The 25868-nt window shown below is 58.1% G+C and carries 24 protein-coding genes; 4 read left to right on the top strand and 20 right to left on the bottom strand.

Translation table 11 applies throughout. The annotated features are described in order from the left end of the window. Positions 1 to 7: 7 nt before the first annotated feature. The 10 genes from PV407_RS08395 to PV407_RS08350 all read right to left on the bottom strand — a co-directional run bounded on the left by PV407_RS08395 (position 8) and on the right by PV407_RS08350 (position 12166). Positions 8 to 1357 carry an ABC transporter substrate-binding protein gene (locus PV407_RS08395; RefSeq protein WP_332089464.1) on the bottom strand — a complete coding sequence of 450 codons (1350 nt, stop codon included), beginning with the start codon at positions 1355 to 1357 and terminating at the stop codon, positions 8 to 10. Between the two features lie 443 nt (positions 1358 to 1800). Then, positions 1801 to 2745 carry a polysaccharide deacetylase family protein gene (locus tag PV407_RS08390; RefSeq protein ID WP_332089463.1) on the bottom strand — a complete coding sequence of 315 codons (945 nt, stop codon included), beginning with the start codon at positions 2743 to 2745 and terminating at the stop codon, positions 1801 to 1803. 36 nt (positions 2746 to 2781) lie between these two features. Then, positions 2782 to 4065, bottom strand: a complete 1284-nt coding sequence (locus PV407_RS08385) for an MFS transporter (protein WP_332089462.1) — start codon at positions 4063 to 4065, stop codon at positions 2782 to 2784. 181 nt (positions 4066 to 4246) lie between these two features. Then, complete coding sequence (locus PV407_RS08380) at positions 4247 to 4585, bottom strand: hypothetical protein (RefSeq protein WP_332089461.1); 339 nt, start codon at positions 4583 to 4585, stop codon at positions 4247 to 4249. A gap of 180 nt (positions 4586 to 4765) precedes the next feature. Then, positions 4766 to 5284: a DUF3231 family protein gene (locus tag PV407_RS08375; RefSeq protein WP_332089460.1), complete on the bottom strand. Its 519-nt coding sequence runs from the start codon at positions 5282 to 5284 to the stop codon at positions 4766 to 4768. Positions 5285 to 5397: 113 nt separating this feature from the next. Then, positions 5398 to 6213 carry an alkaline phosphatase family protein gene (locus tag PV407_RS08370; protein ID WP_332089459.1) on the bottom strand — a complete coding sequence of 272 codons (816 nt, stop codon included), beginning with the start codon at positions 6211 to 6213 and terminating at the stop codon, positions 5398 to 5400. 40 nt (positions 6214 to 6253) lie between these two features. Continuing rightward, positions 6254 to 8572 carry a helix-turn-helix domain-containing protein gene (locus PV407_RS08365; protein WP_332089458.1) on the bottom strand — a complete coding sequence of 773 codons (2319 nt, stop codon included), beginning with the start codon at positions 8570 to 8572 and terminating at the stop codon, positions 6254 to 6256. A gap of 41 nt (positions 8573 to 8613) precedes the next feature. Continuing rightward, the gene (locus tag PV407_RS08360; RefSeq protein WP_332089457.1) at positions 8614 to 10137 is read right to left on the bottom strand and encodes an extracellular solute-binding protein; all 1524 of its coding nucleotides are present in this window, start codon (positions 10135 to 10137) and stop codon (positions 8614 to 8616) included. Between the two features lie 146 nt (positions 10138 to 10283). Further along, positions 10284 to 11165, bottom strand: a complete 882-nt coding sequence (locus PV407_RS08355; RefSeq protein ID WP_332089456.1) for a carbohydrate ABC transporter permease — start codon at positions 11163 to 11165, stop codon at positions 10284 to 10286. Further along, a complete protein-coding gene (locus PV407_RS08350) occupies positions 11165 to 12166 on the bottom strand; it encodes an ABC transporter permease (RefSeq protein WP_442951638.1) in 1002 nt (333 codons plus the stop codon). Before PV407_RS08350 ends, PV407_RS08355 begins: the two co-directional genes overlap by 1 nt. Positions 12167 to 12458: 292 nt before the next feature. On the opposite strand from PV407_RS08350, the gene PV407_RS08345 reads away from it, so the two are divergent. From PV407_RS08345 to PV407_RS08335, 3 genes are read left to right on the top strand one after another with little or no spacing between them, the layout of a single operon-like run. Continuing rightward, positions 12459 to 13802 (top strand): spore germination protein, encoded by a 1344-nt coding sequence (locus PV407_RS08345; RefSeq protein WP_332089455.1) that lies wholly within the window; start codon positions 12459 to 12461, stop codon positions 13800 to 13802. Next, positions 13795 to 14874 (top strand): GerAB/ArcD/ProY family transporter, encoded by a 1080-nt coding sequence (locus tag PV407_RS08340; protein ID WP_332089454.1) that lies wholly within the window; start codon positions 13795 to 13797, stop codon positions 14872 to 14874. The genes PV407_RS08345 and PV407_RS08340 overlap by 8 nt, the downstream gene beginning before the upstream one ends. Next, positions 14861 to 15937 (top strand): Ger(x)C family spore germination protein, encoded by a 1077-nt coding sequence (locus PV407_RS08335; protein ID WP_332089453.1) that lies wholly within the window; start codon positions 14861 to 14863, stop codon positions 15935 to 15937. The genes PV407_RS08340 and PV407_RS08335 overlap by 14 nt, the downstream gene beginning before the upstream one ends. Before the next feature lie 1022 nt (positions 15938 to 16959). Here the strand turns inward: PV407_RS08335 and PV407_RS08330 are convergent. The 7 genes from PV407_RS08330 to PV407_RS08300 form a co-directional block, all read right to left on the bottom strand. Next, complete coding sequence (locus PV407_RS08330) at positions 16960 to 17367, bottom strand: hypothetical protein (RefSeq protein WP_332089452.1); 408 nt, start codon at positions 17365 to 17367, stop codon at positions 16960 to 16962. Positions 17368 to 17424: 57 nt separating this feature from the next. Beyond that, positions 17425 to 18006: a GNAT family N-acetyltransferase gene (locus PV407_RS08325; RefSeq protein ID WP_332089451.1), complete on the bottom strand. Its 582-nt coding sequence runs from the start codon at positions 18004 to 18006 to the stop codon at positions 17425 to 17427. Positions 18007 to 18060: 54 nt separating this feature from the next. After that, positions 18061 to 18537 (bottom strand): GNAT family N-acetyltransferase, encoded by a 477-nt coding sequence (locus tag PV407_RS08320; RefSeq protein WP_332089450.1) that lies wholly within the window; start codon positions 18535 to 18537, stop codon positions 18061 to 18063. Between the two features lie 13 nt (positions 18538 to 18550). Further along, positions 18551 to 19267, bottom strand: coding sequence for an HAD family hydrolase (locus PV407_RS08315; protein ID WP_332089449.1), 717 nt, complete (start codon positions 19265 to 19267; stop codon positions 18551 to 18553). A 292-nt stretch (positions 19268 to 19559) separates the two neighbouring features. Continuing rightward, positions 19560 to 20747, bottom strand: a complete 1188-nt coding sequence (locus PV407_RS08310; RefSeq protein ID WP_332089448.1) for an aminotransferase class I/II-fold pyridoxal phosphate-dependent enzyme — start codon at positions 20745 to 20747, stop codon at positions 19560 to 19562. Positions 20748 to 20821: 74 nt separating this feature from the next. Then, complete coding sequence (locus PV407_RS08305; RefSeq protein ID WP_332089447.1) at positions 20822 to 21919, bottom strand: site-2 protease family protein; 1098 nt, start codon at positions 21917 to 21919, stop codon at positions 20822 to 20824. 72 nt (positions 21920 to 21991) lie between these two features. Beyond that, positions 21992 to 22366: an arsenate reductase family protein gene (locus tag PV407_RS08300; protein WP_332089446.1), complete on the bottom strand. Its 375-nt coding sequence runs from the start codon at positions 22364 to 22366 to the stop codon at positions 21992 to 21994. Between the two features lie 178 nt (positions 22367 to 22544). Between PV407_RS08300 and PV407_RS08295 the strand changes: the two genes are divergently transcribed. After that, the gene (locus tag PV407_RS08295; protein WP_332089445.1) at positions 22545 to 22724 is read left to right on the top strand and encodes a hypothetical protein; all 180 of its coding nucleotides are present in this window, start codon (positions 22545 to 22547) and stop codon (positions 22722 to 22724) included. On the opposite strand, the gene PV407_RS08290 is transcribed toward PV407_RS08295, so the two are convergent. The 3 genes from PV407_RS08290 to PV407_RS08280 form a co-directional block, all read right to left on the bottom strand. Next, positions 22712 to 23674 carry an RluA family pseudouridine synthase gene (locus PV407_RS08290; protein WP_332089444.1) on the bottom strand — a complete coding sequence of 321 codons (963 nt, stop codon included), beginning with the start codon at positions 23672 to 23674 and terminating at the stop codon, positions 22712 to 22714. The two genes, PV407_RS08295 and PV407_RS08290, sit on opposite strands and share 13 nt — an antisense overlap. Next, positions 23671 to 24243, bottom strand: coding sequence for a cob(I)yrinic acid a,c-diamide adenosyltransferase (locus tag PV407_RS08285; protein WP_332089443.1), 573 nt, complete (start codon positions 24241 to 24243; stop codon positions 23671 to 23673). The genes PV407_RS08290 and PV407_RS08285 overlap by 4 nt, the downstream gene beginning before the upstream one ends. After that, positions 24240 to 25868, bottom strand: a 1629-nt coding sequence (locus tag PV407_RS08280; protein ID WP_442951637.1) for a cobyric acid synthase, incomplete at its 5' end; no start/stop codon positions are given. The genes PV407_RS08285 and PV407_RS08280, both read right to left, overlap by 4 nt.

Below are 25868 nucleotides of genomic sequence, written 5' to 3'. Positions count from 1 at the left end.
TGCGAAGCTACTTTTTGCCCGCCTTGATTTCCTCGATTTTTTTGTTGGCCGCTTCGGTCGCCTCGCGAAAGGCGGTGTTGATATCCGCTTTCTGCTGTACGACTTTGACGTATATCCCGTACAGCTCGTTTTGCGCGGTCGCGGTATATTCGGAAAACGGCTCGTTCGGAACGGGCGCGAACTGCTTCGGCAGCAGTGCGCCGACGTTTTTCCCTTTGTATAACGCGGAATCCTGCCCGAATTGGCGGACGATCGATTTGTCTTTCAGCACCGGCAGCAGCGTGCCCTGCTTCGTGGCCGCCGTCTGGTATTCGGCCGAGGTCAAATAAGCCATCGCTTCAAACGCCGCTTCTTTATGCTTGCTCGTATTGAACATGGAAATAATGAACGGGTACGGCTGGGAGCCGACTCCCGGCCTATCCTTCATCGACGGGAAGGAGGTGAAATCCCAATTGTTCCCTAATGCGGCGAGCGATTCCTCGCCCAGCAACGTACCGCCGGGCTCGATCATCGCAACCGTTTGGTCTTTGAGAAACAGAGGGTTGTAGCTGAGCGGGATTTTATCCATATCGTAGCCCGGCAGCTCGAAAATGCGGAAAATGTCTTTCAAATAATTTTTGAATTCGCTCGTATCGAAGGCGACTTTTTGCCCCGTGGAGTCGAACAGCTTTTGCGATACTTGGTTCAGCCTCATCAAATGAACGTACGATGCCAAAAATCCGCGATACTGCACCCCGTTATCGTTGCGCGTCAGCCGTTTGGCCAGCTCGTACATGTCGTCCCAGTTCATGCCGTCCTTCGGGTAAGCGACGCCGAATTTGTCGAACACCGTTTTGTTGTAATAGATCGTGTTAGGCGCCATGTAAACCGGGAGGCTGTACAGCTCGTTTTTGGTCGACAGGCTGCGGACGGAACCGACGGCCGCTTCGTCCAGCGCGCCCAGATCGTAGTTGAACTGCTTGATGAACGGCGTCAAGTCGGTTTGGCCTTCGAATTTGCGGATCGTCGTTTCGAAGCCGGGGCCCGGCGTCGTGATGATCAGATCGGGGATATTGCCGGACACGACCATTTCTTCGAGCTGCTTCGGATCTTTGTAAGTGATCGCCTTGACTTTGATATGCGGGTACTTCTTGGTGATCGGTTCCGCGAATACTTTGTTGTTCTGCTCCTCCCCCCACGTTCCGTTATAATGGAAAATCGAAATTTCGACGGGTTCCTTCGGCTTTTCCGGCTGCTTCTCCGTCCCGTTTCCGGCGCCCGCCTTGTCGTCCGGACCGTTCGCGTTTCCGCCGCATGCCGCCAGCAGCGACATGACGATCGCGCTCGCCAGCGACAGATGACCCCACTTTTTCCCCATATCAGGCAAACCCTCCCGTAAAAAGATGAATGATTGCGATTCAAACGAACGGCTTGCGGCTGCCGCTCCCGCCGGTTATCGCTTCCGCAGCCCAATCACCTCCTCGCGGCTTATCGTGAAAGCGCTATTATTATTGCGATTGCGACGACCCGGTTTCGCGCTAATAGGTACTATGGTCATACCAATAATCAACGAGTCAAAAGGGTGATCTTCATGTGATACTATGGTCATACCATTATATACCTTATGGATATTGTAAACGTTTCTATGACGGACGTCAATAGGATGAGCGAAAGGCTGCGCGAGGGGCGTTTCAACCGAAGCGGCCCTAAACGCGAACAGCGCGCAGGACCGCTTGTCGGAACGGTTTAACGGGACAGCTTGCCGATCTCGGCGGCGTATTGCGGATATAGGACGCTCCGCCGCCGCGCCGGCCGCCCGGCTCAATGCGCCTCGCGCCCGGAATCGTGCCGCCCGGCCGCCAGCATCAGCCGGAGCAGCGTTCCCGCCGCGCGTAGCCGCGGCCTGCGCATATGATCCCGGACGTACGTATAATCCGTCAGCTTCACCCGCGCGTCCCGCAGCGCATAGTCGAAGTCCGGGTCGAGCATCAGCTTGTATTCCCACACCCGCTTGTTCCACGACGGAATCAGCTTCTCCAGCTGCGGATCGCGCTCGGCCGGGTGAATGTACGTCTCGCTGACGCCTTCCGGCAAATCGTACAGCTTGGCGATGATCGACCGCTTGAAGCTGTCGTACGTTTCGCCCTCCTCGATAGGATACGGATGCGACAGCAAGTAATCCGGCATGCCGACTCCGAGCGTATCGGCGAGCGCCACGACGGGCGCCAGCGCCTTTTCCGCATCCGGAATCGACGCCAAAAATTTGTCCTTCGGGTAAATGCGGCGAAAAATGCGAAACGGCATTCCCCGCCGGGCGCACTGCAGCAGGACGTACGGCAGGAAGCTGCGGCCGGTCGCGAGCCCGTACAGACTGCCCATATGGTTGTCGACGTGAACGACCGGGAGCCCGGCTTTCCGGACGGCATGAAACTGCGCCCGGATTTCCGCCCGCACGTCCTTCGCCAATACGTATCGTTCGAAATCGGCGACGGTCCGGTGCATATGCCCGCTCTCGTCGTGCAGCGACGGACGGCCGGTCAAGCTTTTCCAGCGCAAGCCGGAAAACTCGCTCGTCAGCGTCAAATGCAGCCCGATGTTCAGCTGCGGCCTGCGCCTTGCCCAATCGGCCGCCTCCGCGAACGCCGGGGCAGGCGGCATAATCGTCGCCGACGATACTTTTCCCGCCTCGAGCAAATGCATGATCGCCATGTTCGCCGCCCGGCTCTGCCCGAAATCGTCGCAATTCAATATCAAATATTTATCCATCGATACCTCCGGTCATGACGTTAATGCGCGGCGCGGCTACCGCGTTCCGCCGCTCTGCGCGTGTTTGTAGAAGAGGGAGATCAGAAACGAAAGCGCCAGCAAGCAAAGGGGGACGACGCAAATTAAATAACGGAACGTGCTTTCCGGATCCGGACCGGGATTTTCGCCGCTCTCATAGCCGAAAACGAGGCCTACGACCCAGAACGCCAAAGCGGATATAAGGCCGCTGGAACGGGTGATGAACCCGCCGACCGCGGTATAGATGCCTTCGCGCCTGCGCCCGGTCGCCGCCAAGTCGCGATCGATAATGTGGCCGGTCACGACGGGGGGCGTGACGAGAAAGCCGGCCAGGCCGAAGCCCGCGCAAATGCCGGCGGCGATGCCCGTGCCGAGGCTGTCCGCGAACCAGAGCGGGATGACCGACAATCCGTAGACCGCCAAGGAGAGCCGCCAGCCGCGCACGCCTCCGAGCTTGCGGACGATCGCGTACCAGACCGCGACGAGCGGAATGACGGAGACGAAAACGGAAGCCAGAAGGATCGAAACTTGCGCTTCGGCGATGCGAAGCACGTATTTGCCGTAAAAGGGGATGATCGAGCTGAGCAGGCCGTTCACCGTCTGGGCGAACGAATTCGCGATGTTGAATATCCAAAACGGCTTGTTTTTCAGCGTCGCCCGAAAGGCGTCGACGAATTTCAGCGGCGTTTCCGCGCGCGCCTGCTCGTCTTCCCGCACCGACCGAACGCACAGCAGCATGCAGACGGCGAAAACGCCGGCAAAGACGAGCGCCATATACCCGAAACCGACCGCCGCGAACAAAACCGGCGTCAATACCGAGGCGACGAGGATGGCGGCGATCTGGAACGCCTGCTGCACCGCCGACGCTCTCGCGCGTACCCGGTCGCCGCGGAACAGCTCGGGGAACAGCGCGCCGTAATTGACCCACAGCACCGTGGCCACGCCCTCGAACAAGAGCAGCGCGACGAGAAACCAGACGAACAATCCCGTGCCGGCAAGCCCTTTCGGAACGGCGAAGACGATGACGAAGGCCGCCATAAACAGCGGAATCGCCCCGTATATCCACGGCTTGCGCCGTCCCCAGCGCGTCCTCGTCCGATCGGACATATAGCCGAACAGCGGATTGTTGACGGCGTCCCAGATCAAATAAATCGTGCGGGCAAGCGTGGCCAAACCGACGCCGAGACCGAGCTTCTCGACATAATAATAGCTGTAAAACGCGCCGAACGCTTGACTCGGAACCATCATCGCAAACATGCCAAGCGCAAACATGACCGGGGAATTGATTAGCTTGCGGTTCATCGGCTTTCTCCTTCCCGGAAAACCAAACGCTTGAAGAATATTGTATGCGCTTTCAATAGTGCGATTCCGTTTTTTTGTTTCCCATAATTATACAGGCGGCGCATGATTGCCGTCAACGCCGCCATCCGCTCATTAAGAAAAGCCCTTCCGGGCGGAAGGGCCGAGACTGTTCATGCCAACGTTATTGATAATTCCGATAGGCGTTTCCGGTCGTATAAGCGCCGTACTGCTGCGGCTGGAATGCCGTCGCTTCCGCATGAATGGCCTGCTCCAATTGCTGGCATACTTGCGACACCTGCTGCATGTGCTGCATCGCGATTTGATGCCCTTGCAACGCTTGCTGAATGATTTGCGACGCCTGCTGCTCCCGGCGAGCCAGCTCTTCGAGCGTAGCCGCGTTTTGCTGTTCCTGCTGCAGCAGCTGTTGGTACATTTGGGTCGCTTGCTGCGTTTGGTTCATCAGCTGTTGGATCGTTTGCTGGCACTGGTTGATTTGATTCGTCATGTTTTGCTTTTGCATCGTCTCGAACCCTCCTGATGAAATTATTTTGTTGCCGTCCATTAGCATACCCGGCGGCGTTCTTTGTATGCTGCCAACATTTCCGCGTCCTGTCCCGGCAGCGTTCATGGAAAAAGCCGCCCCGGCGGGCGGCTTGATTTGCATAGGCGAGTTAAAAGATACCGAATCCCCGGGCTGCTCTCAAGCTTCGACAAGCTCGGGACGTTTCACCTGGAGGGGCGGCGGAACGAGCCAGCCTTTTTCCTTGCTGAGCCGCAGCGTTTTCAGACCGATTGCCGCTTTCGTCGCATGATATTTCGCAAAAAGGGCGCCGACGTCTTCGCGGATCGACTTGCCCATCACTTGACTGCAGGCGACCAGTCCCATCGCCACGTCGTTGGCGATTTTCGGCGCGATTTCCTGATCGGCGAACCGGGCGCCGGCCGGGATGTCTTCCCACTTCGCTTCGGGACGATCCGGCAAACCGGGAGCCGGAACGATGCCGTTATCGTTCAACAGCTTGTCGCATTCGCTTGCTTCAAGCTCCGCTTGGTTGATCATGTCGGCGAGGATGTTTTTCAAATCCGAATCCCCGGCATGGTTTTGGAAAGCCCGATAAGCGGAAACGCAGCCTTTGGCCATCATCGAAAATTGCCATATATCGTAAATTTCCCCGTAATGCAACGGCTCGTCTTTCGGATTGCCGCCCAAGATTCCCATTTTGCACGCTCCTTATAGATTTTAAAATGTTCTATGCGTTTTCGGACAAAAATAGGATCTACGCCGGTTCGACCGTTTATTCGGGGCAATTGCTGGCAGTTTCCGGGCTTGTCTTAACCGAACAGGCCGTCAGGCAGCTTCGCCTGCCACGAAGACGGCGCGTCGACGCCCAGCGCGCGGACGGCGACGGCGGCCGTATCGGCGATCGTCACGCCGCCGGGCAGCGTCGAGCCGGGCTCGATGCCGGGGCCGGCCGCCACCCAAAATATCGTGCGGTCGAGCGGATGGTCGCTTCCGTGTCCGCGCGGATTCACGCCGCCGCCTCCGTGGTCGGAAACGACGATGATCAAGCTGTCCGCAAGCAGCCCCGTCTCCTCGACGGCCTTCAGGATGTACCCCGTATATCCGTCGGTTTCCCCGATCGCCTCGTACTGCTCGGGCGTATTATAGCCGCTTTTGTGACCGGCCGTGTCGGGCAGGTCGAACTGGACGAACATCAGCCTTACATCGGGGTTGCCCCGGATGTAATCGGCCGCGGCCAGCGCCAGATCTCGGTCCTTCATCGACACTTTGTGCACGCCGAGCGAATCCTCGACGATGCCGTGATTGATCGGATACCAGGCGCTGAACGATGCCAGCTTGGCGTCCGGCTCCGCTTCCCGCACCGCCCGGAATATCGACGGGTACGGCGAATCGTCCCGAAACAGCTCCCTGCTCGCGATTTCGTTCGTCAAGCCGTGCCGGTCCGGTTCGACGCCGTGCAGCAGCGATCCCCAGCATTGCGCGCTGATCGTCGGCATCGCCGTCTGTACGTCGAAGCCGGATACCCCGCTTCGAACGAGCCGGTCCAGGTTCGGCGTATCGGCGGCTTGCGCGAAGTTGCCCGCCCCGTCCCAGCCGATAATCAACACTCTCGATATGTCAGCCATCGCACGCTCTCCTTTTTTGCCCCGCAAGTTCGGGCCGTTTCTACGCGTCGCGGAGCTCCCGAAACTGACCGGGGGTCAGCTCGGTCGCCTTCTTGAACACGCGAATAAAGTGTTTCGGCTGATATCCGACTTGATCGGCGATTTCCGCCACCGACAGCTCCGTTTTCCGCAGCAGCTCCTTCGCCCGCGTCACCCGGCAGTTCGTCAAAAAGTCGATGAACGATACGCCCACCTGCTTTTTGAACAGCCGGCTCAAATAGTGCGGACTGAGGCCGCAAAGCTCCGCGCATTGATCGAGCGACAGGTCGTAGCCGTAATTCGTCTCGATAAACTGAACGACTTTGCCGATCAGCCGCTCGTTCTCCCGACGATGCCGGCCTTGCACGAAATCGGCGATCGGCCGGATCAGCGTTTCGGCGAACCAGCCGTCCAGCTCCTGCACCGTCCGCAGCCGGCCGACCGCCGCATACGGGTCGGTCTTGCCCCCCGCGAGCAAATCGTCCGGCCGGATGCCGAGCATGTAGGCGGTGCGAAGCGATGTCGTCAGCAGCTGGTAATAGGCCGAGCGCATCAGCTCCGATTGGACGAACGAATCGCGAACGGCGGCGGAAAAATCGGCGAGCGCCCGTTCGGCCTCGGCACGGTCGCCGAGCTGCAGCGCCTGCTCGAACCGCGCCTCCGTCTCGATCGGGTAGCGGAAACGAATATCCGCGTCGGCCATATGGCCCGCATACGGGATCACCCGGTTGCCGCCGTAGACGATCCGGGATTGCAGGGCGATTTGCGCCTTACGGTACGCTTCCGGCAGCTCGCCCAGCCGGTCGGCGCCGCCGCCCAGCCCCGCCGTGACCGGCAGCTTCAAATAGCCGGCGATCGTCGCCCGAACCGCCTCCGCGAACGGCTTGAGCCCGGCGCGCCATTCCTCCGAACCGTCCGCGCCTCGCCACAGCCAGACGGCCGTCCGATCGCCGAGCAGATTCAGCGCGACGCCTCGCCGGCCGTCCTCCTCCAGCATATGCTGGACGATATTTTTCATCGTGAACGCGATCAGGTCTTTGTCGCTTTCCTGGAAACGCCCGTCCCCTCCGGGCGGCGGATCGCAGGCGACGATCAGCACGTCGTGCTCCCCGCCGTCCGGCAAGCCGTACTTGTGCAGCAGCGCCTGCAGCTGCTCCTCGGAATAACGGGCGAACTGTCCTTGCAGCAGATGGAGCGCGAACGATTCGCGAAGCATCGGAAGCTGCTCGTTCAACCTGCGGTTGAGCTGGAGCGTGGCGTCGTTCAGTTCGGCCCACCGTTTTTGCACGAACCCGACTTCGTCGAGCTCCGGCTCGATCGGCCCGTTTCCCCGCACGAATGCGAGGAGCAGTTGGATTGGCCGGTAGGCGCGCCGCGTTCCCCATAAAACGAGCAAAAAGCCGAGCACGAGAAACGTCGCGACGATGGCCAGCGTCATGACGGCGATCCCTTTGGACTTGGCGTTCAGCTCCTTGACCGGAATCAAATCCATGTACGTCCAGTGATTGTATGCCGACGTTATGCGCGTTACGAGATAAGAATCGCCGTTCAGCGACAATACGGAACGCCGGTCGTCCGGGCCGCCGTCCGCGCCGCCCCGAAACAAGCCGTCCGGCACCCGCTCGTCGCCGAAAAACGATACCGTTTGTCCTTCCGCGTTCAAAATATACAGCCGTTCGCCGCCGTAGCTGGCGAACCGGCCCATCGTGTCCTGAAACAGGCGGTAGTCGATATGGACGAACAGCAATCCGACCGGCGATCCGGAGTTCAGCGGCACTTTGCTGACGAGCGTAACGCCGTACGGGTCCGATGCCAGAAACGGATACAAGGCGCCGCTCCATTTCAGCGATACGTCCGAAGCCAGCTCGTCGTCGAGCGTTTTCCGGTCCGACTCCGACTCCACCTTCCGCCCGCCGGTCGACGGGGATATGAAATAGCCGTCGTCCTTGACGTATAAAATGGCGTTTTGGATTTCTTTGTTGGCGTTTTGCAAAGCCGACAAGTTTTGGTACATGCTGGAGTAAAAGCCCGCATAGTCCTGTTTTTTTTGCTCCGTCAGGTTGTCGTTGAAAAACGAGCCGAGCAGCATTTGGACGACGTTGTTCTGAATTCTTTGCAGCGTCGTATCGATCGAGGACGCCGCGTTGCTCAGCATGCGGACGTTCGCCTGATCGACCTCGCTCCGAATCGCCGACGCGGAGAAATAATAGCTGCCGTATCCGACGGCGACGATCGGGAGGATGGAGGCGAAGAGCGAGAATATGATCATGCCGTGCCATATTTTTTTCCGGAATCCCCGCTTCACGCCCGCTCCCCCCGTCATCGCCCGTTGTCGCACCATTCATTGTACGAACCTTTTGTATGCGCTGTCAATGAATCGGCTTATTTCTTCGCCTTCTTTTTGTAGCCGTCGTTCGTATCCTGAACGTGCTTCTTGAAGCTCGCGTCCTCCTGGTACGACTTCACGAACTGATCCCAGTCGGCCAGCGAATTTTTGCCGATTATGACGTTGACCATCATGTCCTGCTTCTTCTTGTTCCAGTCGGCGCCTTTCTCCAAATACGGCGCCGTCGGCGAAAGCCCGATCGTCGGGTCCGGCTTCGACTTCTGCGAAATGGCGTCGACCAGCTTATAGTTGTACTGCCGGATGTCGGCCGGGATGCCCGACGTTTCCGCCCGCGCGTATTTGTTGAAATAGCCGGCCAGCCAGGAGGAGGAGTTGTCGTACAGCTTTTTGCCCTCGTCCGTTTGCGTGACGAAGCCGTCGGCGGCTTCCTTGTAATCTTTGTCCTTGATGCCGTAGGCGATCAGGTTGAAGCCTTCCTTGGTCGCCGTATAGTCGTAAATTTCCAATATTTTTTTCAGCTTTTCTTCGCTGACCTTCTTATTGATCAGCAGCTGGCCGTAATAGCCCGGCGCCTGGGTGTAGTGCGACTTGCCGTCGGCCGCCGCCGGGACTTCGTAGGCGGTCAGCTTTCCTTGCGGAACGACCTTCTGCAGGTCGAGCGAATAAAGGTACGAATCGATTATGTTGTTGAAGGCGATGCCCGCCTTGCTTTGCAGCAGCATTTCTTTCAGTTGGGTGCTTTTCAGCACCGGGAAATCCGGCAATAGGAGCCCGGCCTGATACGCTTTGTTCAAAAAGGCGAGACCGTCGCGGAATTGCGGCGTCCACCAATCCGGGATCAAATTGCCCGCGGCGTCCTGCGCCCAGTTGTTGCCGGAGCCGAACATCGGCATGATGCCGGTCGGGGCGCCGACGAAGACGAGGCCGTACGTATCCGCCTTGCCGTTGCCGTCGGGGTCTTTTTTCGTAAACGCCTCCATGACGTTATACAGCTCATCCATCGTCTTCGGCGCCTGCAGGCCGAGCTTGTCGAGCCAGTCCTGGCGAATCGACATCGCCATATGCCCGTCGAGCGGCCGGACGCGCGGCAGCGACATGATTTTGCCGTCGACCTTCAAGTTTTCCCAGACGCTTTCCGGATATTTGGACAAGTTCGGGTAATGCTTGACGTACGGCGTCAAATCCCAAAATGCGCCCTGCTGAACCGCGTTCAAATAGCTCGGCGTCGATTCCAAATATTCGACGAACATGACGTCCGTCAGTTCCTTGGAGGCGAGCAGCGCGTTCAGCTTCTCGTTGATGTTGTTGGCCGGAATGTAATTCACGTTCATCTTGACGTTGAACTTGTTGTTCAGCTCTTTGTAGCCGTCCAGATCGTTGCTCGGCGTTCCGCCGAACGTGATCGTCGTCACGGAAATGTCCATCTGCGGCTTATTCGCGCCGCCCGCCGCTTCGGACGGGTTCGAGTTCGCTCCGCCGGCCTTGCCGCAGCCGGCAAGCGAAGCCGCCAGCGCCATCGCGGCCGCTCCGGCGAGCCATGCTTTGCTTCTTTTTCTCATTGTCGACGACCTCCCTCGAAGTGGTTCGCATGGTAACACATGGTACGGATGCCTGTCCTTGAGTCCTTCCGCGTTTGATCCCGCCTTAGAAAGCGATCACCGCCTTTCCTTCCCGTCCCCGGCGCTCCGGGCCGCCCGCCGCCCCGCTAGCCTTTTACCGAGCCGACCATCATGCCTTTGACGAAATATTTTTGCACGAACGGGTACACCATGACGATCGGCAGAGACGAGACGACGACGGCCGCCATCTTGATCACCTGTGGCGGAATGCTGCGCTCGCTTTCCAGCATCGCAGCCACCGCCGGATCGGCGACCTGCGTCGAAGCCGTTATGAGCATCAGCTGCAGCACGACCTGCATCGGCCGCAGCGCGTCGTCGTTAATGAACAGCACGGCGCTGAAGTACGTGTTCCAATACCCGACCGCGTAAAACAGCCCGAAGGCGGCAAGGGCGGACGTCGAGACGGGCAAAATGATTTTTACGAAGACGCCGATATCGGAGCAGCCGTCTATGCGCGCCGCTTCTTCCAGCTCGTCGGGAATTTCGCCGTAAAAGTTTTTCATCAGCAGCACGTACCAGGCGCTTGTCAGCGCGGGCAAAATAAGCGACCAGATCGAATTCATCAGGCCGAGGCCGTCCACGAGGAGGAAATTCGGAATCATCCCGGCGTTGAACAGCATCGTCAGCAGGATGGCGACCTGGAAAAACGTCCGGCCTTTGAGCCTTTTGCGCGACAGCGCATAGGCGAGCGCGCTTGTGACGATCAGGCTGCACAGCGTGCCGACGACGGCGAGAAACGCGCTTATCCCCATCGAGCGCATAAAGGTGCCGGTCGAGAAAATGTATTTGTACGAATCGAGGCTCCACTGCTTCGGAATGAGCACGACCGGCGTCGTCAAATATTCGGTCGCGTCGGTGAACGAGACGATGACGACGTACAGAAACGGCAGCAGCGTGGCGAGCGCGCAAAGCCCGAGCACCAAATAATTGAACGCGGCGAACAGCTTGTAGCCGAGGCCGGATGTCATCAGTACAGTCCCTCCTCTCCGAATTTTTTGGCCAGCCTGTTGGCCAGGACGACCAGAACGAGGCCGACGACCGATTTGAAAATGCCGACGGCGGTCGCGTAGCCGAACCGTCCGTTCTGTATGCCGAGACGGTATACGTACGTGTCGAACACGTCGGCGACGTGAGCGACCGGAGCGCTCATCATCAAATAAATTTGCTCGAAGCCGACGTCCATCACATGCCCGAGCCGGAGGATGAGCAAAACGACGATCGTGCTGCGGATGCCCGGCAGCGTGACGTGGATCGTCTGCTTCCAGCGGTTCGCCCCGTCGACCGTCGCCGCTTCGTACAGCTCCGGATGAATGCCGGCCAGCGCGGCGAGAAAAATGATCGTCCCCCAGCCGGCTTCCTTCCAGATCGACTGCGCCGTCAGCATCGCCCAAAAATAGTTCGGCTCGGTCAAAAAGGCGATCGGCTTGCCGCCGGACTCCACGATCAAATTGTTGACGATGCCCGTGCCCTGGCTGAAGATGAGGAAGCAAATGCCGACGATAATGACCCAGGACAAAAAATGCGGCAAGTAGACGACCGTCTGCACGATCCGTTTGAACAGCAGGCTGCGGGCTTCGTTCAGAAGCAGCGCGAGCACGATCGGCAGCGGAAAGAAAAACAAAATGTTGAGGAAGCTGATCGCCATCGTATTGCGAAACAACAGCCCGAAATCGGGGTTCGTGAAAAAGTCGACGAAATATTTGATGCCGACCCATTCGCTTTCCCGGAATCCGAGATAAACCGAGTAATTTTTAAAGGCGATGAGCAGCCCCCAAAGCGGCACGTACTTGAAAATAACAAAAAACAGGAGCCCCGGGGCGGCGAGCATGTACAAATATTTGTCCCGTCTCAGCGCGGTCCTCCATCCGCCCGTCGGCGCGGCCCGAATCGAGGCCCGAACCGGCCCCGCGCTTCCCTCTGCCTGTCCCGCAGCCCCGACGCGCGGGCGGTCGCTTTCACGTTGCAGCAAATCGTTCCATCCCCCAGTCTCCGAATGAAGTCGCACCCCCGCAGCCGGTCCGTGCCATACCCGAATGCTACTAAAGCGGCTGCGCAATCTCAATGACCAATTGTTGCGCCAAGGGGGCGAGGGGGGCAAAAAATGGGCGGCGGCCGCCGATTCGCTTTTTTTGCCGCGCTTCCGGAGCGGGGCAAAAAAAGCGCATTCCGCGGCAGGGCGGACGCTGGACGCGGCGGCGCCGTATACGCCGTTTCCAAAAAGGGAAGCATATAACAATGCATCGTAGCGGGGGGGGAACGCCGTGGATCCGTTTGTACGGGAAATGAAACGCATGCTCGGGGATAATGACGATTTTTTCGCGCAGCAGGACGTTTTGGCCGGCGTTCCGGTCGTTCTGATGGGATTCAAAAGCTTGATCGATTTAACCTCGACGCGTCTCGACATTCAAAGGTCCGGGCATCGCGAAACGGACGCGGACGGGTCGATCGAGGGGCTGCTGCATGCGATCGGCGCGATCGGCGAAGTGAAGGAGAAGGATGTCGCGGAGGCCGTCTCCTCCGTCGTCGACGGCAAGCTGATTCTTTATGCCGAAAACGGCTCCGGCTTTGCGACCGTACGGCCCGTGACGAAATTGCTCAGCCGTTCCGTCGAATCGCCGCATAACGAAAACGTCGTACAAGGTCCGGTCGGCTCTTTTATCGAGGATATCGACACCAATATCGGCCTGCTCCGCAAGCAGCTCCATTCGGACCGGCTGAAGGTCAAGACGTTTACGGTCGGCGGCGATCAAAAGCGGAAGCTCGCCGTCGTTTATTTCGAAGGCCATGTGCAGATGGAGCTGGTCCGTAAAGTCGTTGCCCATATCGAACAAAATCGCGGCAAAGACGTAAACAGCATCCAAAACCTGTATAAAACGATGGGCTTCTCGTCCTGGGCCGCCGTATCGAAATTCAATCGAACGGAGCTTCCGCAAGAAAGCGCCCATTATTTGACGAAAGGAAGGGTCGTTCTGTTTATCGACCGGCTGCCTTTCGCGCTCGTGCTTCCGAGCCTGCTGTGGGATTTGTTCGCTATGGAAAACGACCGGAACTATCCGCTTCCGTTGATGATCGCCATACGTTTGACCCGGATCGTCGGAACGTTAACGGCATTGATCATTCCGGGACTGTATGTCGCGCTCGTGTCCGTCAATCCCGAAGTGCTGCGGATCGAGCTGGCGCTCTCGATCGCCCGAAGCCGCGAAGGGGTTCCGTATCCGTCCCTGGTCGAGATCGTGATGCTGCTTGTCATTCTCGAATTGATTTTGGAAGCGAGCGTACGGCTGCCGAAAAGCGTCGGGCCGACGATCACGATGGTCGGCGGCATCATTCTCGGGCAGGCGGTCGTGGCGGCCAAATTGGTCAGCAATCTCCTCATCATCGTGATCGCGGCCACGACGATCGCCAATTCGACCGTCGTCGGCTTTCAAAACTCGCTATCGATCCGTTTGTTCAAATACGTGATCGTCATTTTGGCTTCCGTTTACGGCGTTTTGGGGGTATTGGCGGGGCTCGTTGTCGTCGGCGCCTACTTGGCCGGTCAAACTACGTACGGAATTTCGTATTTCGCCCTACATATCGCAAAGGATGAAATCAAGCATGGGTAAAAGCTTGCACGTCGCGACGCTGTACGTTCTCAGTCATCTGGGGCTCATTTTTTTTCTGTATCCCGGAAGCATCATCGCCAGCGTCACCGAAGGGTTTTGGGCCCCGATTTTGTTCGGGTTTGTCGTCCATGTTGCGCTTCTATCGATATACATGAAAGGGCTAAGCCACTTCCCCAAAAAAGACTTGATTCGCATTTATTCGGACGTCGGAAAACGAGTATCGGCCGTTTTTTTGCTGCCGGTCGCCTTCTATTTGCTGATCGTCGGGATTTTAACCGTCCGGGCCTACTCGGAAATCATTACGATCGTCTTCCTGTCCGATACGCCGCTGTGGGCGATTATGGCGCTTTTGCTCGCGATTTCGACCTACATCGCCGCAAAAGGGATTGAAACGATTTGCCGCACCGGCATTTTGCTCGCCGTATTGTTCCTTCCGATCGTTTTGTTCGTTTTTTTCGCATCGTTCCAGAACGCGGATTGGCGTTATGCCGTCCCCTTGTTCGATATCGATTTCTCGTTTCTCCGGGACCGCTCGTATTGGAAAAGCTTTTTCGCTTTCGCGGGAGGCTTTTTGTTTCTCGGCTTCGTGCAGCCGTTTTTCTCCTATGACCGAAGCAAAGTGCTGATTGCCGCCGCCGCGCTGCTTCCCTTTTTTTTATTTTCCGTCTACATACCCGCTCTTACGTTCGGGAGGTCCACCGCCTCGACCTTTCTTTTTCCTTACGTCGTAGCTTTGGACGCCATCCAGATCAGCTGGCTCCTATTCGATCGACTTACCATGTTTTTTTTGCTCAGTCTCGTCACGTTCCTCATCTTATTTCTTGCGTTGGTCATGTGGAAAACGGTCCGGATCGCGAATCGGTACATCCCGTCCTCGAAGCCCGCCATGCTGGTTCTCCCGCTTGCGGCGCTCATTTTTATCGTTTGCCTGACGATTCCGAGCTGGAACGATGTCGAACGGCTCTTTTGGTGGAATACGCTGTTGAGGTTATACATCATGATCGCCGTTCCGGCATCCGTCTACTACTTCGGGGTTCGATCCAAAAGAAAGGTTAACCATGCAAACGTTTAAGCTCGCGATGCGTATGCTGCTTGCCGCCTGTGTCGGTTTGCCGGTATCCGGCTGCTGGGACAACAAAGATATCAATCACCGCGCTTTGCCGGTCGTCATGGGCATTTCCAAAGCGGACGAAACGTTCAAGGTGACGCTGCAAATTCCGGAGCCCGCCGGTACGACGACCCAAACGAAAATCGTTACGGATACGGGAAGCACGATCACCCAGGCGGTCGATAAAATCAGCATGAATTTGGAAAGCAACGTCGATCTGCTTCACCTGAAAGTCGTCCTGTTCGAAAAACCGTACGCGCAGCAGGGGCTGAACGAAAGCATCTCCGGTTTTATGAGATCCCGGGATATTTCGCCCAAAGCGTTGGTCGTGATATGCGACGAGGATCTGGACACTTTTTTCGCCAGAGTGACCCGAACGAAGCAGCCGAGCGGGACGCCGCTTTACGACTTTTTCGAAAAAAACGCGGGCTGGAGTCCGCAAATCGCGCTGACGCGAATTTGGCAGGTGTACCGGAGCATCCATTCCTTCACGCGCGACGTCGCCATCCCGATCATCCGTTCCGGGAAAAGCACGCAAGTGGAGCATATCGGAACGGCCGTCATTAAAAACGGCAAAATGGTCGAACGGATCAGCCCGGACGATACGTTGTTGTTCAATGCTTTTCAAGGGCAAAGCACGCAAGGGAAAATCGAAGTGATGGATCACGCCAGCGTGCTGGTCGTCAGCAATACGATACGTCACAAGAGCGGGCTGGCGAACGGGCGTCCGCACGTGGAAAGTGTGATCAACCTGAAAGTATCGGTGCTGGAAACAAGGGAGACTCCGTCGACGGCGTCCATCCAAAAAGATCTGGAAACGCTTCTGACGGGTCGATTCAACCGCATGTTCGCGAAAATTCAAGCGGCGGGAGCGGACATTTTGGGAATCGGACAATTGTTTCGGGCCGAATTGAACCGGGAGCAGCTGAAGCGTTGGAGAACCGACTATTATCCCGACGTAAACTTGGACTTTCGCGTTCAAGCCGTCATTCAAAATCAAGGGCATCTCAAGGCGCCGGCCGATTGAGGGCAGCCCGGTCAGGCGGTCGCCCGCGGGGGAGATCGACTCTGTTGCTGATCAACCGTTAACCGGAATTCCTCCCGTTCCTTCGTCTCCGAATAGGCGTCCGATCGTTTTATCAGGATAAAAGCTCCCGGTAAATCAGCTCGCCGCGGCAAAACGCGCGAGTCGGTCGAAGTTGTCGGGAGGTTTTCCGGCAAATACGGTAAAGACCAGGGATATTGTAAGAAAAACGTCTATCGGCGTATTTCGAGGATCCGCCGCCGTCCCCGCGCGAGTCTCTAGCGAAACAGTCGGCTTCCGAAACGTAACGGACACCACGGCGCTTATTTCGCGAAAATCGGCCGTTTTGAAAACGTAACGGACACCATTGCGCTTAATGGCTCCGAACCGCCGTCCAAAAGGGGGTTTTTCGCCAAATAGTTGCATCTGTGTCCGTTAGAAAAAAAAGAAGCCGATATTAGGCTCAATAGCAGCCGCTATGTCCGTTAGACATTTGGAACTTGGGCCCGTCCCGCCGCCCGATGCTCGCCCCCCGCTCCAACTCGATGCATCAACGCAGGTCATACGAGCCGGTATCGCCGTGTCCCGCCGCCGCCGGCAGGAAACCCGCTCCGGCTTTGGCGCTTTTAAGCGAAGCTCGGGACGGACTTGTCTTTTCTGCGCCAACCTGGTTGTGCCGAAACGGCAGCGGAGCGGGAATCGAGATGGAAATGCTCCCGCTATTTTCGATCGTTTCCCGTTTCCGGGCAAAACAACTGGAAAACGTCCCGTTATATTCGTCCAAACCGCGTTTTTCGCCGGTTCGGCACCACTATAACTGGAGCTTCTCCCGGTATTTCGTCACGATGCCACTGGGAGAGCGAATTAACAGGAGGTTTTCCCGTTCGGTTATTATTCCAATGGCAGGATTCGGATACGCAGGACGCGGAAACGAAAGGCGCCGCTCGTCCCGTGCTTTAAGCTTCAAAAGGCTCGCATCCATACCACGGCTGATCAAAAAAAGACCCCGAAAAGAAAATGGCCCGCTAACCGCCTCTCGCTCTGTTCATCGCTCTCAATAACGCATAAATGCTTACGAGGCTTAACAGGCAAACGACGAGATGAAGCGAGATGCCCCGCAATCGTTCGTCGGAAGCTGCGAATGCAAGCCATAAGCATAACGGCGCGATATGGATAAAAACGATCGCATTCACGCAGGCGAGCAACAGTTTCATCGAAAAATCGCTCATTCGCCTAAGCTGATCGATCGACAGGGCGCATACAAAAAGCCCCAGAAGCAAATTGATCACGGTCCATATTCCGACGGACGTTCGCTCCGAGCCTTGCTCGGGTCCCATAAAGTCGAACGTAAACCAGAGACGAAATCCGTACAAAAGCGAAGTCGCAATCGACAGCAAACCGACGATCAGGATGATCGCTATATATCGTTTCATAAACTCCCTTATTTTTCGGCGCCATGCCGATTTTTCATCTGCATCGGAAAGCCGGCGTCAAGCTTTCAAGTACGGCTCCAAACGAAGCTTCACGGCCGGCCACTCGGAATCGATAATGCTGTAAATGTACGAGCTTCTGCAATACCCGTCCGGCAAAATCCGATCCTGCCGCATAATTCCTTCTCTGACCGCCCCGATCCGTTCGATCGCGTTGTTCGAACGGACATTGCGGACGTCCGCCTTCAGCTGCACCCTTACCGTCTTCATTTGTTCAAAGCAATGCCGCAGCAGCAAGTACTTGCATTCCGTATTGACGCGGGTTCGCCATACTTCGGGCGTATACCAGGTATAGCCGATCTCCAAATTTCGGTTCGGCACGGATATATTCAAAAAGCGGGTGCTTCCGACAAGCCTGCGGAGGCTCTTATCGTAGACGACGAACGGATAGTCGAGCCCCGTCTCTCGATCGCGGAGCGCGCTTTCGACGAATTCGGCCAAATCCCGATGCGACTCCATCCGGCACGGCAAATACGTCCATATATCCGGATGGTTTCCGCATTCGTACAATTCATCGGCGTGACTCGGTTCCATAGCTTTCAATACGACTCTATGGCCTTCCAGCGCTGCCGGACATTTCATGCCGCCGCCCCCTTCGATTTTCGGAATAACGAATTTGTCCGACTACGCCGCCCGTTATAATCGCAAAACCATCCGCTTGTTTTGATCTTTGAGCCCCATCGCTTCGTACAATCGGACCGCGCTTTCGTTGGAGCAAAATACGTTCAGCTCGACGGTATCGACTTTCATCTCTTTCGCGCAGTTAATGATGTAGGCCATTACCGTTTTCCCGATCCCCGTTCCGCGCAGCTCCTTGCGAACGCAAATGTCGTTGACGTAGATCATCGTTTTCGGTTTGAAAATCGTCTGCTCCTCCACTCGTTCTTGATTTAAAACGGCATAGGCGACGATTCCGTCATCATCCGGCATCTCGACTACGATGACTTTCGACTTCTCCGCCTCCAAAAACGATCGGACCCGTTCTTCGTCGTACAAGTAGGCGCTTTGGAACAGAGCCGGCATCTGCTCGGCATGAACGTCGTCCAATTGCTTTCTCAGCTCGATAATGCCGGGAATATCGCGCTCCGCGGCGTCTCTGATTATAAGGCTCATACGGTTCTCCCTTCTATTTCAATTCCAACAGCACCCTCAGTTCGGACAGCGTTCGAATCACCCCGTACGGTGTGCCGCCTTCGGGGAGCGGGTCGCCCGTTCGGTTGAACCAAACCGCTTGCATCCCGGCGCGCATCGGACCTTCGACGTCGTTTTCCCACGAGTCTCCGACAAAAAGAACGTGTTCCGGTTCGGCCTTGAAACGCGCCAACGCTTGTAAATAAATATCCATGGCCGGTTTCTCGCAGCCCGCTTCCTCGGAAGTGACGATCGTCTCTCTCGGGAAAAGGGAGCGGATGCCCAACGCCTCGATTTTATCGAGCTGCCAGTCGCATGTCCCGTTCGTTACGATGCCGAGCGAATACGACTGTTTGAGTTGCGTCAGCAGCTCGATCAGCTCGGGGTTCGCCTTCATAAACCGCTTGCTCAAGCTTCTGTGCAGCGCATTGAAATCGTCCGCCGTTTCCTCGTCGATCTCGATGCCGTATGTACCGAGCGCACGGATCAGGCGAACGTTCCGGAAGTCGCGCAACGAAATTTGCCTGCTGTGATACAGCTTCACGAATTGTCGGTTCATCTCCCAAAATACTTCGAACAGAAGCGCGGGATCGAGCTCCTTCGTACAACCATGCTGCCGAAACGTTTCCAGCAAGCTATCTTCCCAATAATCTTCAAAAAGGATAAGCGTATCGTCCAGATCGAATAAAACGATTTTAAAAGTAGGATTCATCCGCACCCGTTCCTTCGCCTTCAGGGTATTCCAATTATTGGGTAATTTTCGACATCGCGTCATCACCCATTGTTTGGAAAAATTCGACACCTCCGCCGCTTTTCCTTTTAAGAGCGAAAAGAAAAGGACCCCTGCTTAAAAACAAAGGTCCCGATCACGTTGCAAAAGGCACCGGCCGCCGCTGCGGTACATGCCGGGCGTCTGCAATGATGCGATCAAACGCGATTCGCGGCGATCGTCAGCATACGGTCGCCGCGCCGTGCCGCATTCGACCGTCTTCGGAGAACGAGCGCTATCCACTCGCGCCGTTTTCGCGCAAAAAACGACCGATCCGTTCGACGGCCTCGAGCAGCTTCGCTTCCTCCTGCACGAGAGCGATGCGGACGAACCCTTGCCCCTGCTCGCCGAACGCGTCTCCCGGAATTACGACAACGCCTGCGGAAAGCAGCATTTCCCGGGAAATTTGTCGAGATGTCCAGCCCGGCGGAATCGGCGCCCAGATGAACATTGTCGCTTTCGGTTTGGGCACGTCCCAGCCGATCCGGCGCAGTCCGTCGACGACGACGTCCCGCCTTCGCTCGTAAACGGAGGCGATCTCCCAGCCCGATCCGGCCATCTGATCTTCCAGAGCGGCTATTCCCGCTTCCTGCACCGCCGCGAACACGCCGTAATCGATATTCGACTTGAGCGTCCGCAGCGCCCGGACCGCGTCCGCGTTTCCGACCATATAGGCGATCCGGCAGCCGGCCATGTTGAAGCTTTTCGACAGCGAATGAAATTCGACGGCGATCCGTTTCGCACCGGGAACTTCCAACACGCTTCGCGGCCGCAACCCGTCGAACGCCATTTCCGAATACGCCGCGTCGTGCACGATCAGCAGATCGCGCTTCGCCGCATAATCGACAAGCCGCTCGTAAAAGTCGAAGTCCGCCACGGCCGACAGCGGGTTGCTCGGATAGCCGAGCAACATGAATTTGGCGGAAGCCGCAACCTCCTCCGGTATGGATTCCAAGCGCGGCAAAAAGCCGTTGTCCGCCCGCAGCGGCAGCAAAAACGGCTTAACGCCGGCAAGCACGAGAGAAGCCGAATAGATCGGATACCCGGGATCGGGCACGATCGCGACATCGCCCGGATCGGCGACCGCCATCGCCAGGTGGGCGAGACCGTCCTGCGAGCCCATCAGCGTCGTCACCTCGCTCTCCGGATCGAGCTCCACGCCGAACCGATAGTCGTACCATCGGGCGACCGCGCTGCGGAATGCAAAGCTTCCTTCCGACGTCGGGTAGCCGTAATGGGCCGGATTGCGCACGGCCGCCGCAAGCGTTTCCATGACGCGCGCCGAAGGCGGCCGATCCGGGCTGCCGATGCCGAGATCGATCACTTCGTGTCCTTTCGCGATCGCTTCGCGTTTCCACTCCGCCACTTCCGTAAAAATAGCCGACCCCAAATGCTGCAGCCGGCTCGAACCGTTCCGTTTCAACTTTCCTATACCCCCCGGGTTTGACCAAGTCGGACGGGCAGACATTCCCGCCGCTTGTTCATTCCGTTAATCGTTCACTCTCTTAACGAACGGAAAAAGCCGCCTTGTTCGCTAATGAGCAGCTGCGCGATGTCCAGCAGGATGAGCAGGACGACGGCCAACGTTCCGTAGCCGATGCCGAATTTCCAGCGTACCTTGTCCGGCACTTCGTAATAATTTTCGATTTCGTGCGGCACGTAATCGACCTGATAACGAAGGACGACGACTTTCGGCGTTTGCTGCCAGCGGCGTTCGACCTTCGTGCTGATGATCGAACGGATGAGCCCCTGCTCCTGCATTTTGACCTTATGGACGACAGCGGCTTCCTCCCACTCGATGTCGATCCACTGTTTGCCGTCCAAATCCGAATACGTTCGGTACGGCAGCGGCTCCCGTTCGCGGAACGGAATCAGCATCCAGTTTTCGCCCGGTATCCGATCGAACGGCACTTCGATTTTGCCCCAAAACGAATACTCCGTCGTTTTTCCGCGGTGCACGATATATTTCGCGAATAAGTCCCAAACGAACAGCGCCCAAAGCACGAAAAACAGAAACGAGCGCAAAAAGACGACGGCGAACAGCCCGCCGACCGCTCCGGCGACCCACAGCCAGCGCGTCACCGACGAGGCGATGCGCCCTCCGTCCAGCGGATGGATCGGCAGCAAATTGATCAGATTGAGCGTGAAGCCGACATACGCGACGGCGTAAAACAGCGAATGGCCGGTAGCGAGCCCGATCAGCAGCGAGACGAGCGCCCCGATCGTGCCGAGCAGCGGGCCGCCCATGGCGATAAACGCTTCGGTCGCGGCATCGCGCGGATTGCGCTTCAGCATGATCAACGCGCCGAGAAACGGGATGAAAAAAGGCGCCGTTACCGGTATGCCCTTATGCCGGGCCGCGGCGACATGGCCCAGCTCGTGCACGAGCACCATGATCGTGACGCCGAGCGCGAACTCCCATTGGTAAAACCACATGTAGACGGCCAGCGCCGCCGCCATGCTGAGCAGCGCCCCGCTTTTTTTGCCGAGCCGCAAAAATTGCAGCAGCGTCTTGATTCCCGCAACCGAAAACAGGCTGGCCGTTCCCGGCAGCCACCTTCCGCCGCGATGCTGTTCCGATTCCCGTCGCTTCAATGGGTCCGGCCCCCTTTTCTTCTCAATCGCTCTTGTCGGACCCGCGTTCGATCGCGCTTTCGTTCGTTCCCGTCAGACGCGTTTCCATACGTTTTCGTATTCGTCCTCTTTATAGCCGACCGTAACCCGTTCTCCGTCGTAGACGATCGGGCGTTTGATCAGCCGGCCGTTCGAAGCGAGCAGCCGGATCATGTCGCGTTCGCTCATGCCGGGCAGCTTGTCCTTCAGCTTCATTTCCTTATAGACTTCGCCGGACGTATTGAAAAACTTTTTGATCGGCAGGCCGCTCTTCGCGATTATTTCGGACAGCCGTTCCTCGGAAGGCGGCGTCTCGAAAATGTCGACGACTTCGTCCGGCACGACGCCTTTGCGCTGCAGCGATTTCATGGCGTCTCTGCACGTGCCGCATTTCGAATATAAGTAGACGGTCGTATGCGTGTCGCTCATTTCGATTCACTCCTTCTGCCCGGCTTTGCTGTCAAATACAGACTTTCCCTATTATACATGAAATGGGCGAACAAAAAAGTGCCGTGCAGCACAAATACCGCAATTTTCGGATAAAATGCGGCGAATTTTGAAACAGTAACCAGTAAGGACGAACCATCCTGCTTGGGAGGCAACCACGATGAACCGAAGCTTGTTTCAAAAAACGGCGGCCGTCGTCGCAACGGGGCTGCTGGCCGCCTTTCTTGCGGCCGGCTGCGGCGCCGGCTCGGCCGTAAAGCAGCAGCAGCTCGAGCAGCGGGACGACACGCAGGGCGGGACGGGCAACAAAACGCACAGCGGCAACCTTCATACGAAGTGACGCCGCTCGAGCGCTTCGATCAGCCCGCCCATATCCGCTGGCAGCGGCGCTTCGAAACGGACCGGACGGCGGTCCGACGGATGCGCGAAGGCGAGCATGTGCGCGTGCAGCGCCTGACGGCCGAGGGAAGGTCCCTCGGCCGTTTTGCCGCTCGCGCCCGCCGGCTCGTCCGGCCCGGCATCGCGGCCGTACATGGCGTCGCCGATCAGCGGATGCCCGATATGCTTCATATGCACGCGGATTTGATGCGTCCGTCCCGTTTCGAGTCGGAGCCGGACGAGCGTCGCTTCGGCGCCGTACCGCCGCACCGTCTCGTAGTGCGTCACGGCCCTGTATCCGGCGGGCGTCACGATGCGAACGTGCGGCGATTGCGGATCCCGGTCGATCGGCGCGTCGATCGTCCCCCGGTCCCGTTCCACGGCGCCGTAAACGACGGCGAGATACGTTTTTTCCACGGCATCGGCCTGCATTTGCTCGGATATGTGCTGGTGGGCGTACGGATTTTTGGCGATGCACAGCACGCCCGACGTTTCCTGGTCGAGCCGGTGCACCGGGCGGAAGCGGACTTTTTCTCCCCGCGCGAGCCAGTGATGGACGACCGCGTTGGCCAGCGTGTTGACGTAATGGCCGTGCGTCGGGTGAACGATCATCCCCGCCGGCTTGTTTACGATCAGCAGCTGGTTGTCCTCGTGCAAAATGTCGAGCGGCAGCTCCTGCGGCAAAATGTCCTCGGACTGCTCTTCCTCCATGCGCACTTCCACGACGTCGCCCGCTTTGACCCGCGAGGACGTATATCGTCTTTCGCCGCCGACCGTAATGCCTTCCGGAGTCAGCTTGAGCCTGGACAGCAGCTTGCGGGACAACTGCATCCGGTCGCGCAAAATCGTCTTCAGCATCGCGCCGTCATCTTCCGGCGGAACGACGTAGGTGAGCGGCTCGTAATAGTTCATTTCGACTTGCGCCGGAACACTTCGGGACTTCGGGCGTATTCGACGTCCGGCACTCCTTCGCGATGGTTGGCCGTACGGGCGGCCGTGAAAAAGAAGTCGGACAGCCGGTTCAAATAACGGCGCACCTCTTCGTTGATTTCCGTTTGTTTGGCCAGCGTGACGACCCGTCTTTCCGCCCGCCGGCATACGGTGCGGCATACGTGCAGCAGCGAGGAAGCCGTCGAACCGCCCGGCAGGACGAACCGGGTAATGTCCGGCGTTTCCGCGTCGTACTTGTCGATCCACGCCTCGAGCCGGTCGACGAGATCCGCCGTCACTTTGTACGGGCGAAGCTCCGGCTTCAGCAGGGCGAGATCGGAGCCGCAGTCGAACAGCTCGTGCTGGATCGTCTGCAGGTCCGCCTTCAGGTCGGCCAGCTTGTCGTCGTTCATGACGCTGATCGCCTGCCCGACGAAGCAGTTCAATTCATCCGTCGTGCCGTATGCCTCGACGCGTACGTCGTCCTTGTCGACCCGTCCCCCGATTACGCCGGTTTGCCCTTTGTCGCCCGTTCTCGTATAAATTCTCATTCGCTCCGTCCCCTTTCCTTCTTTTGTATCATCGCATAAATGCGCTCCATATCCAAATGCCGCCGTACGTGATCGGCCAGCCGGTCGAACGCCGCCTCGCGCTTGCCCATAAATCGCAGCTCTCCGGGAAGGGGCGCCCATCCTTTGTCGCGGCGAATGTCGTTGATCCACGCGCGGCGCAGCTCGTCGTTATGCAAAATGCCGTGCATGTACGTTCCCCACACTTTGCCGTCGTCCGACATCGCCCCGTCGGGGTGATACGAATCGGCCGCGTCCGGAGCGTCGTGGACGCGAATCGAAAACGGCTGCCGAACCGGCTCGCGAAATACGGTGCGGCCCATATGAATTTCGTAGCCTTCCACGCCGAGCGTCTCTCCGCCGGGCCATCGCGCCGTCCCGGTCACCCGTTCGGTCCGCTTGTCCGGCGCAAACGTCGTCTCCGACGGGAACAGCCCGAGGCCCGGCAGCTCCGCCGTGTCGGATTCGAGCCGGTCCGGATCGAGCAGCCGCCGCCCCATCATCTGGTAGCCGGCGCAAATGCCGAGCAGTCTGCCGCCGTTTTCCGCATGCCGGACAATGCGCGCTTCCAAGCCGGTCTCCCGCAAAAACTTCAAGTCGTCGACCGTATTTTTGCTGCCCGGCAGGATGACCGCGTCCGGCTCGCCCCAATCGCCGACGGCGGACACGTAGCGGACGTGCACGTCGGGCTCCTCGAACAGCGGGTCGAAATCGGTAAAGTTGGACAGCCGCGGCAGCCGCAGGACGGCGATGTCCAGCTGTCCTTCGCCTTTCGGTCCCGACGGCCGCTTCGCGTCGAGCGAAGCCGAGTCTTCGTCCTCCAGCCCGACGTCCGGCAAATACGGGATGACGCCGAGCACCGGCTTGCCGGTCCGCTTCTCGAGCCAATCGAGGCCGGGCGTCAGCAGCGAGACGTCGCCGCGAAACTTGTTGATGACGAACCCTTGCACGCGGTCCCGTTCCTCGGGCGACAAAATGTCCATCGTGCCGACGAGCGAAGCGAACACGCCGCCCCGGTCGATGTCGGCGACGAGCAGCACGGGGGCGTCCGCCCAACCGGCGAGCCGCATGTTGACGATGTCGCGGTCCTTCAGGTTGACTTCCGCCGGGCTGCCGGCCCCTTCGATGACGACGACGTCGTAGCGCGTCCGCAGCCGTCCGAGCGCCTCCTTGACGATATGCTCCGCTTCGCCGAGATATTTTTCGCGGTACGTCCTCGCGTCGTAGTCGCGCAGCGGCTTGCCGTGGACGACGACCTGCGACACCATGTCCTTTTTCGGCTTGAGCAAAATCGGGTTCATGTCCGTCGTCGCCGGAATGCGGCAGGCGTCCGCCTGCATCCCTTGCGCCCGGCCGATTTCTTTCCCGTCCGGCGTCACGTACGAGTTGAGCGACATGTTTTGCGACTTGAACGGCGCCACCTTGAGGCCGTCCTGCACAAATATGCGGCACAGCGCCGTCGTCAGGATGCTTTTGCCGGCATCCGACGAAGTGCCCTGGAACATGATCGTCGGCGCCGGCCGGGTCGGCCGCACGGCGTCGGAGGCGGCGCCGCGGGCGGGGGAGTGGTCCGGCGCTGCGGCGGGCGCGGTATCGGGCGCGGATGC

Origin of the sequence: Paenibacillus sp. GYB003, assembly GCF_036577625.1 — a bacterium.
Classification (GTDB): Bacteria; Bacillota; Bacilli; order Paenibacillales; family NBRC-103111; genus Paenibacillus_AB.
This window is presented reverse-complemented; position numbering and strand designations above follow the sequence as displayed.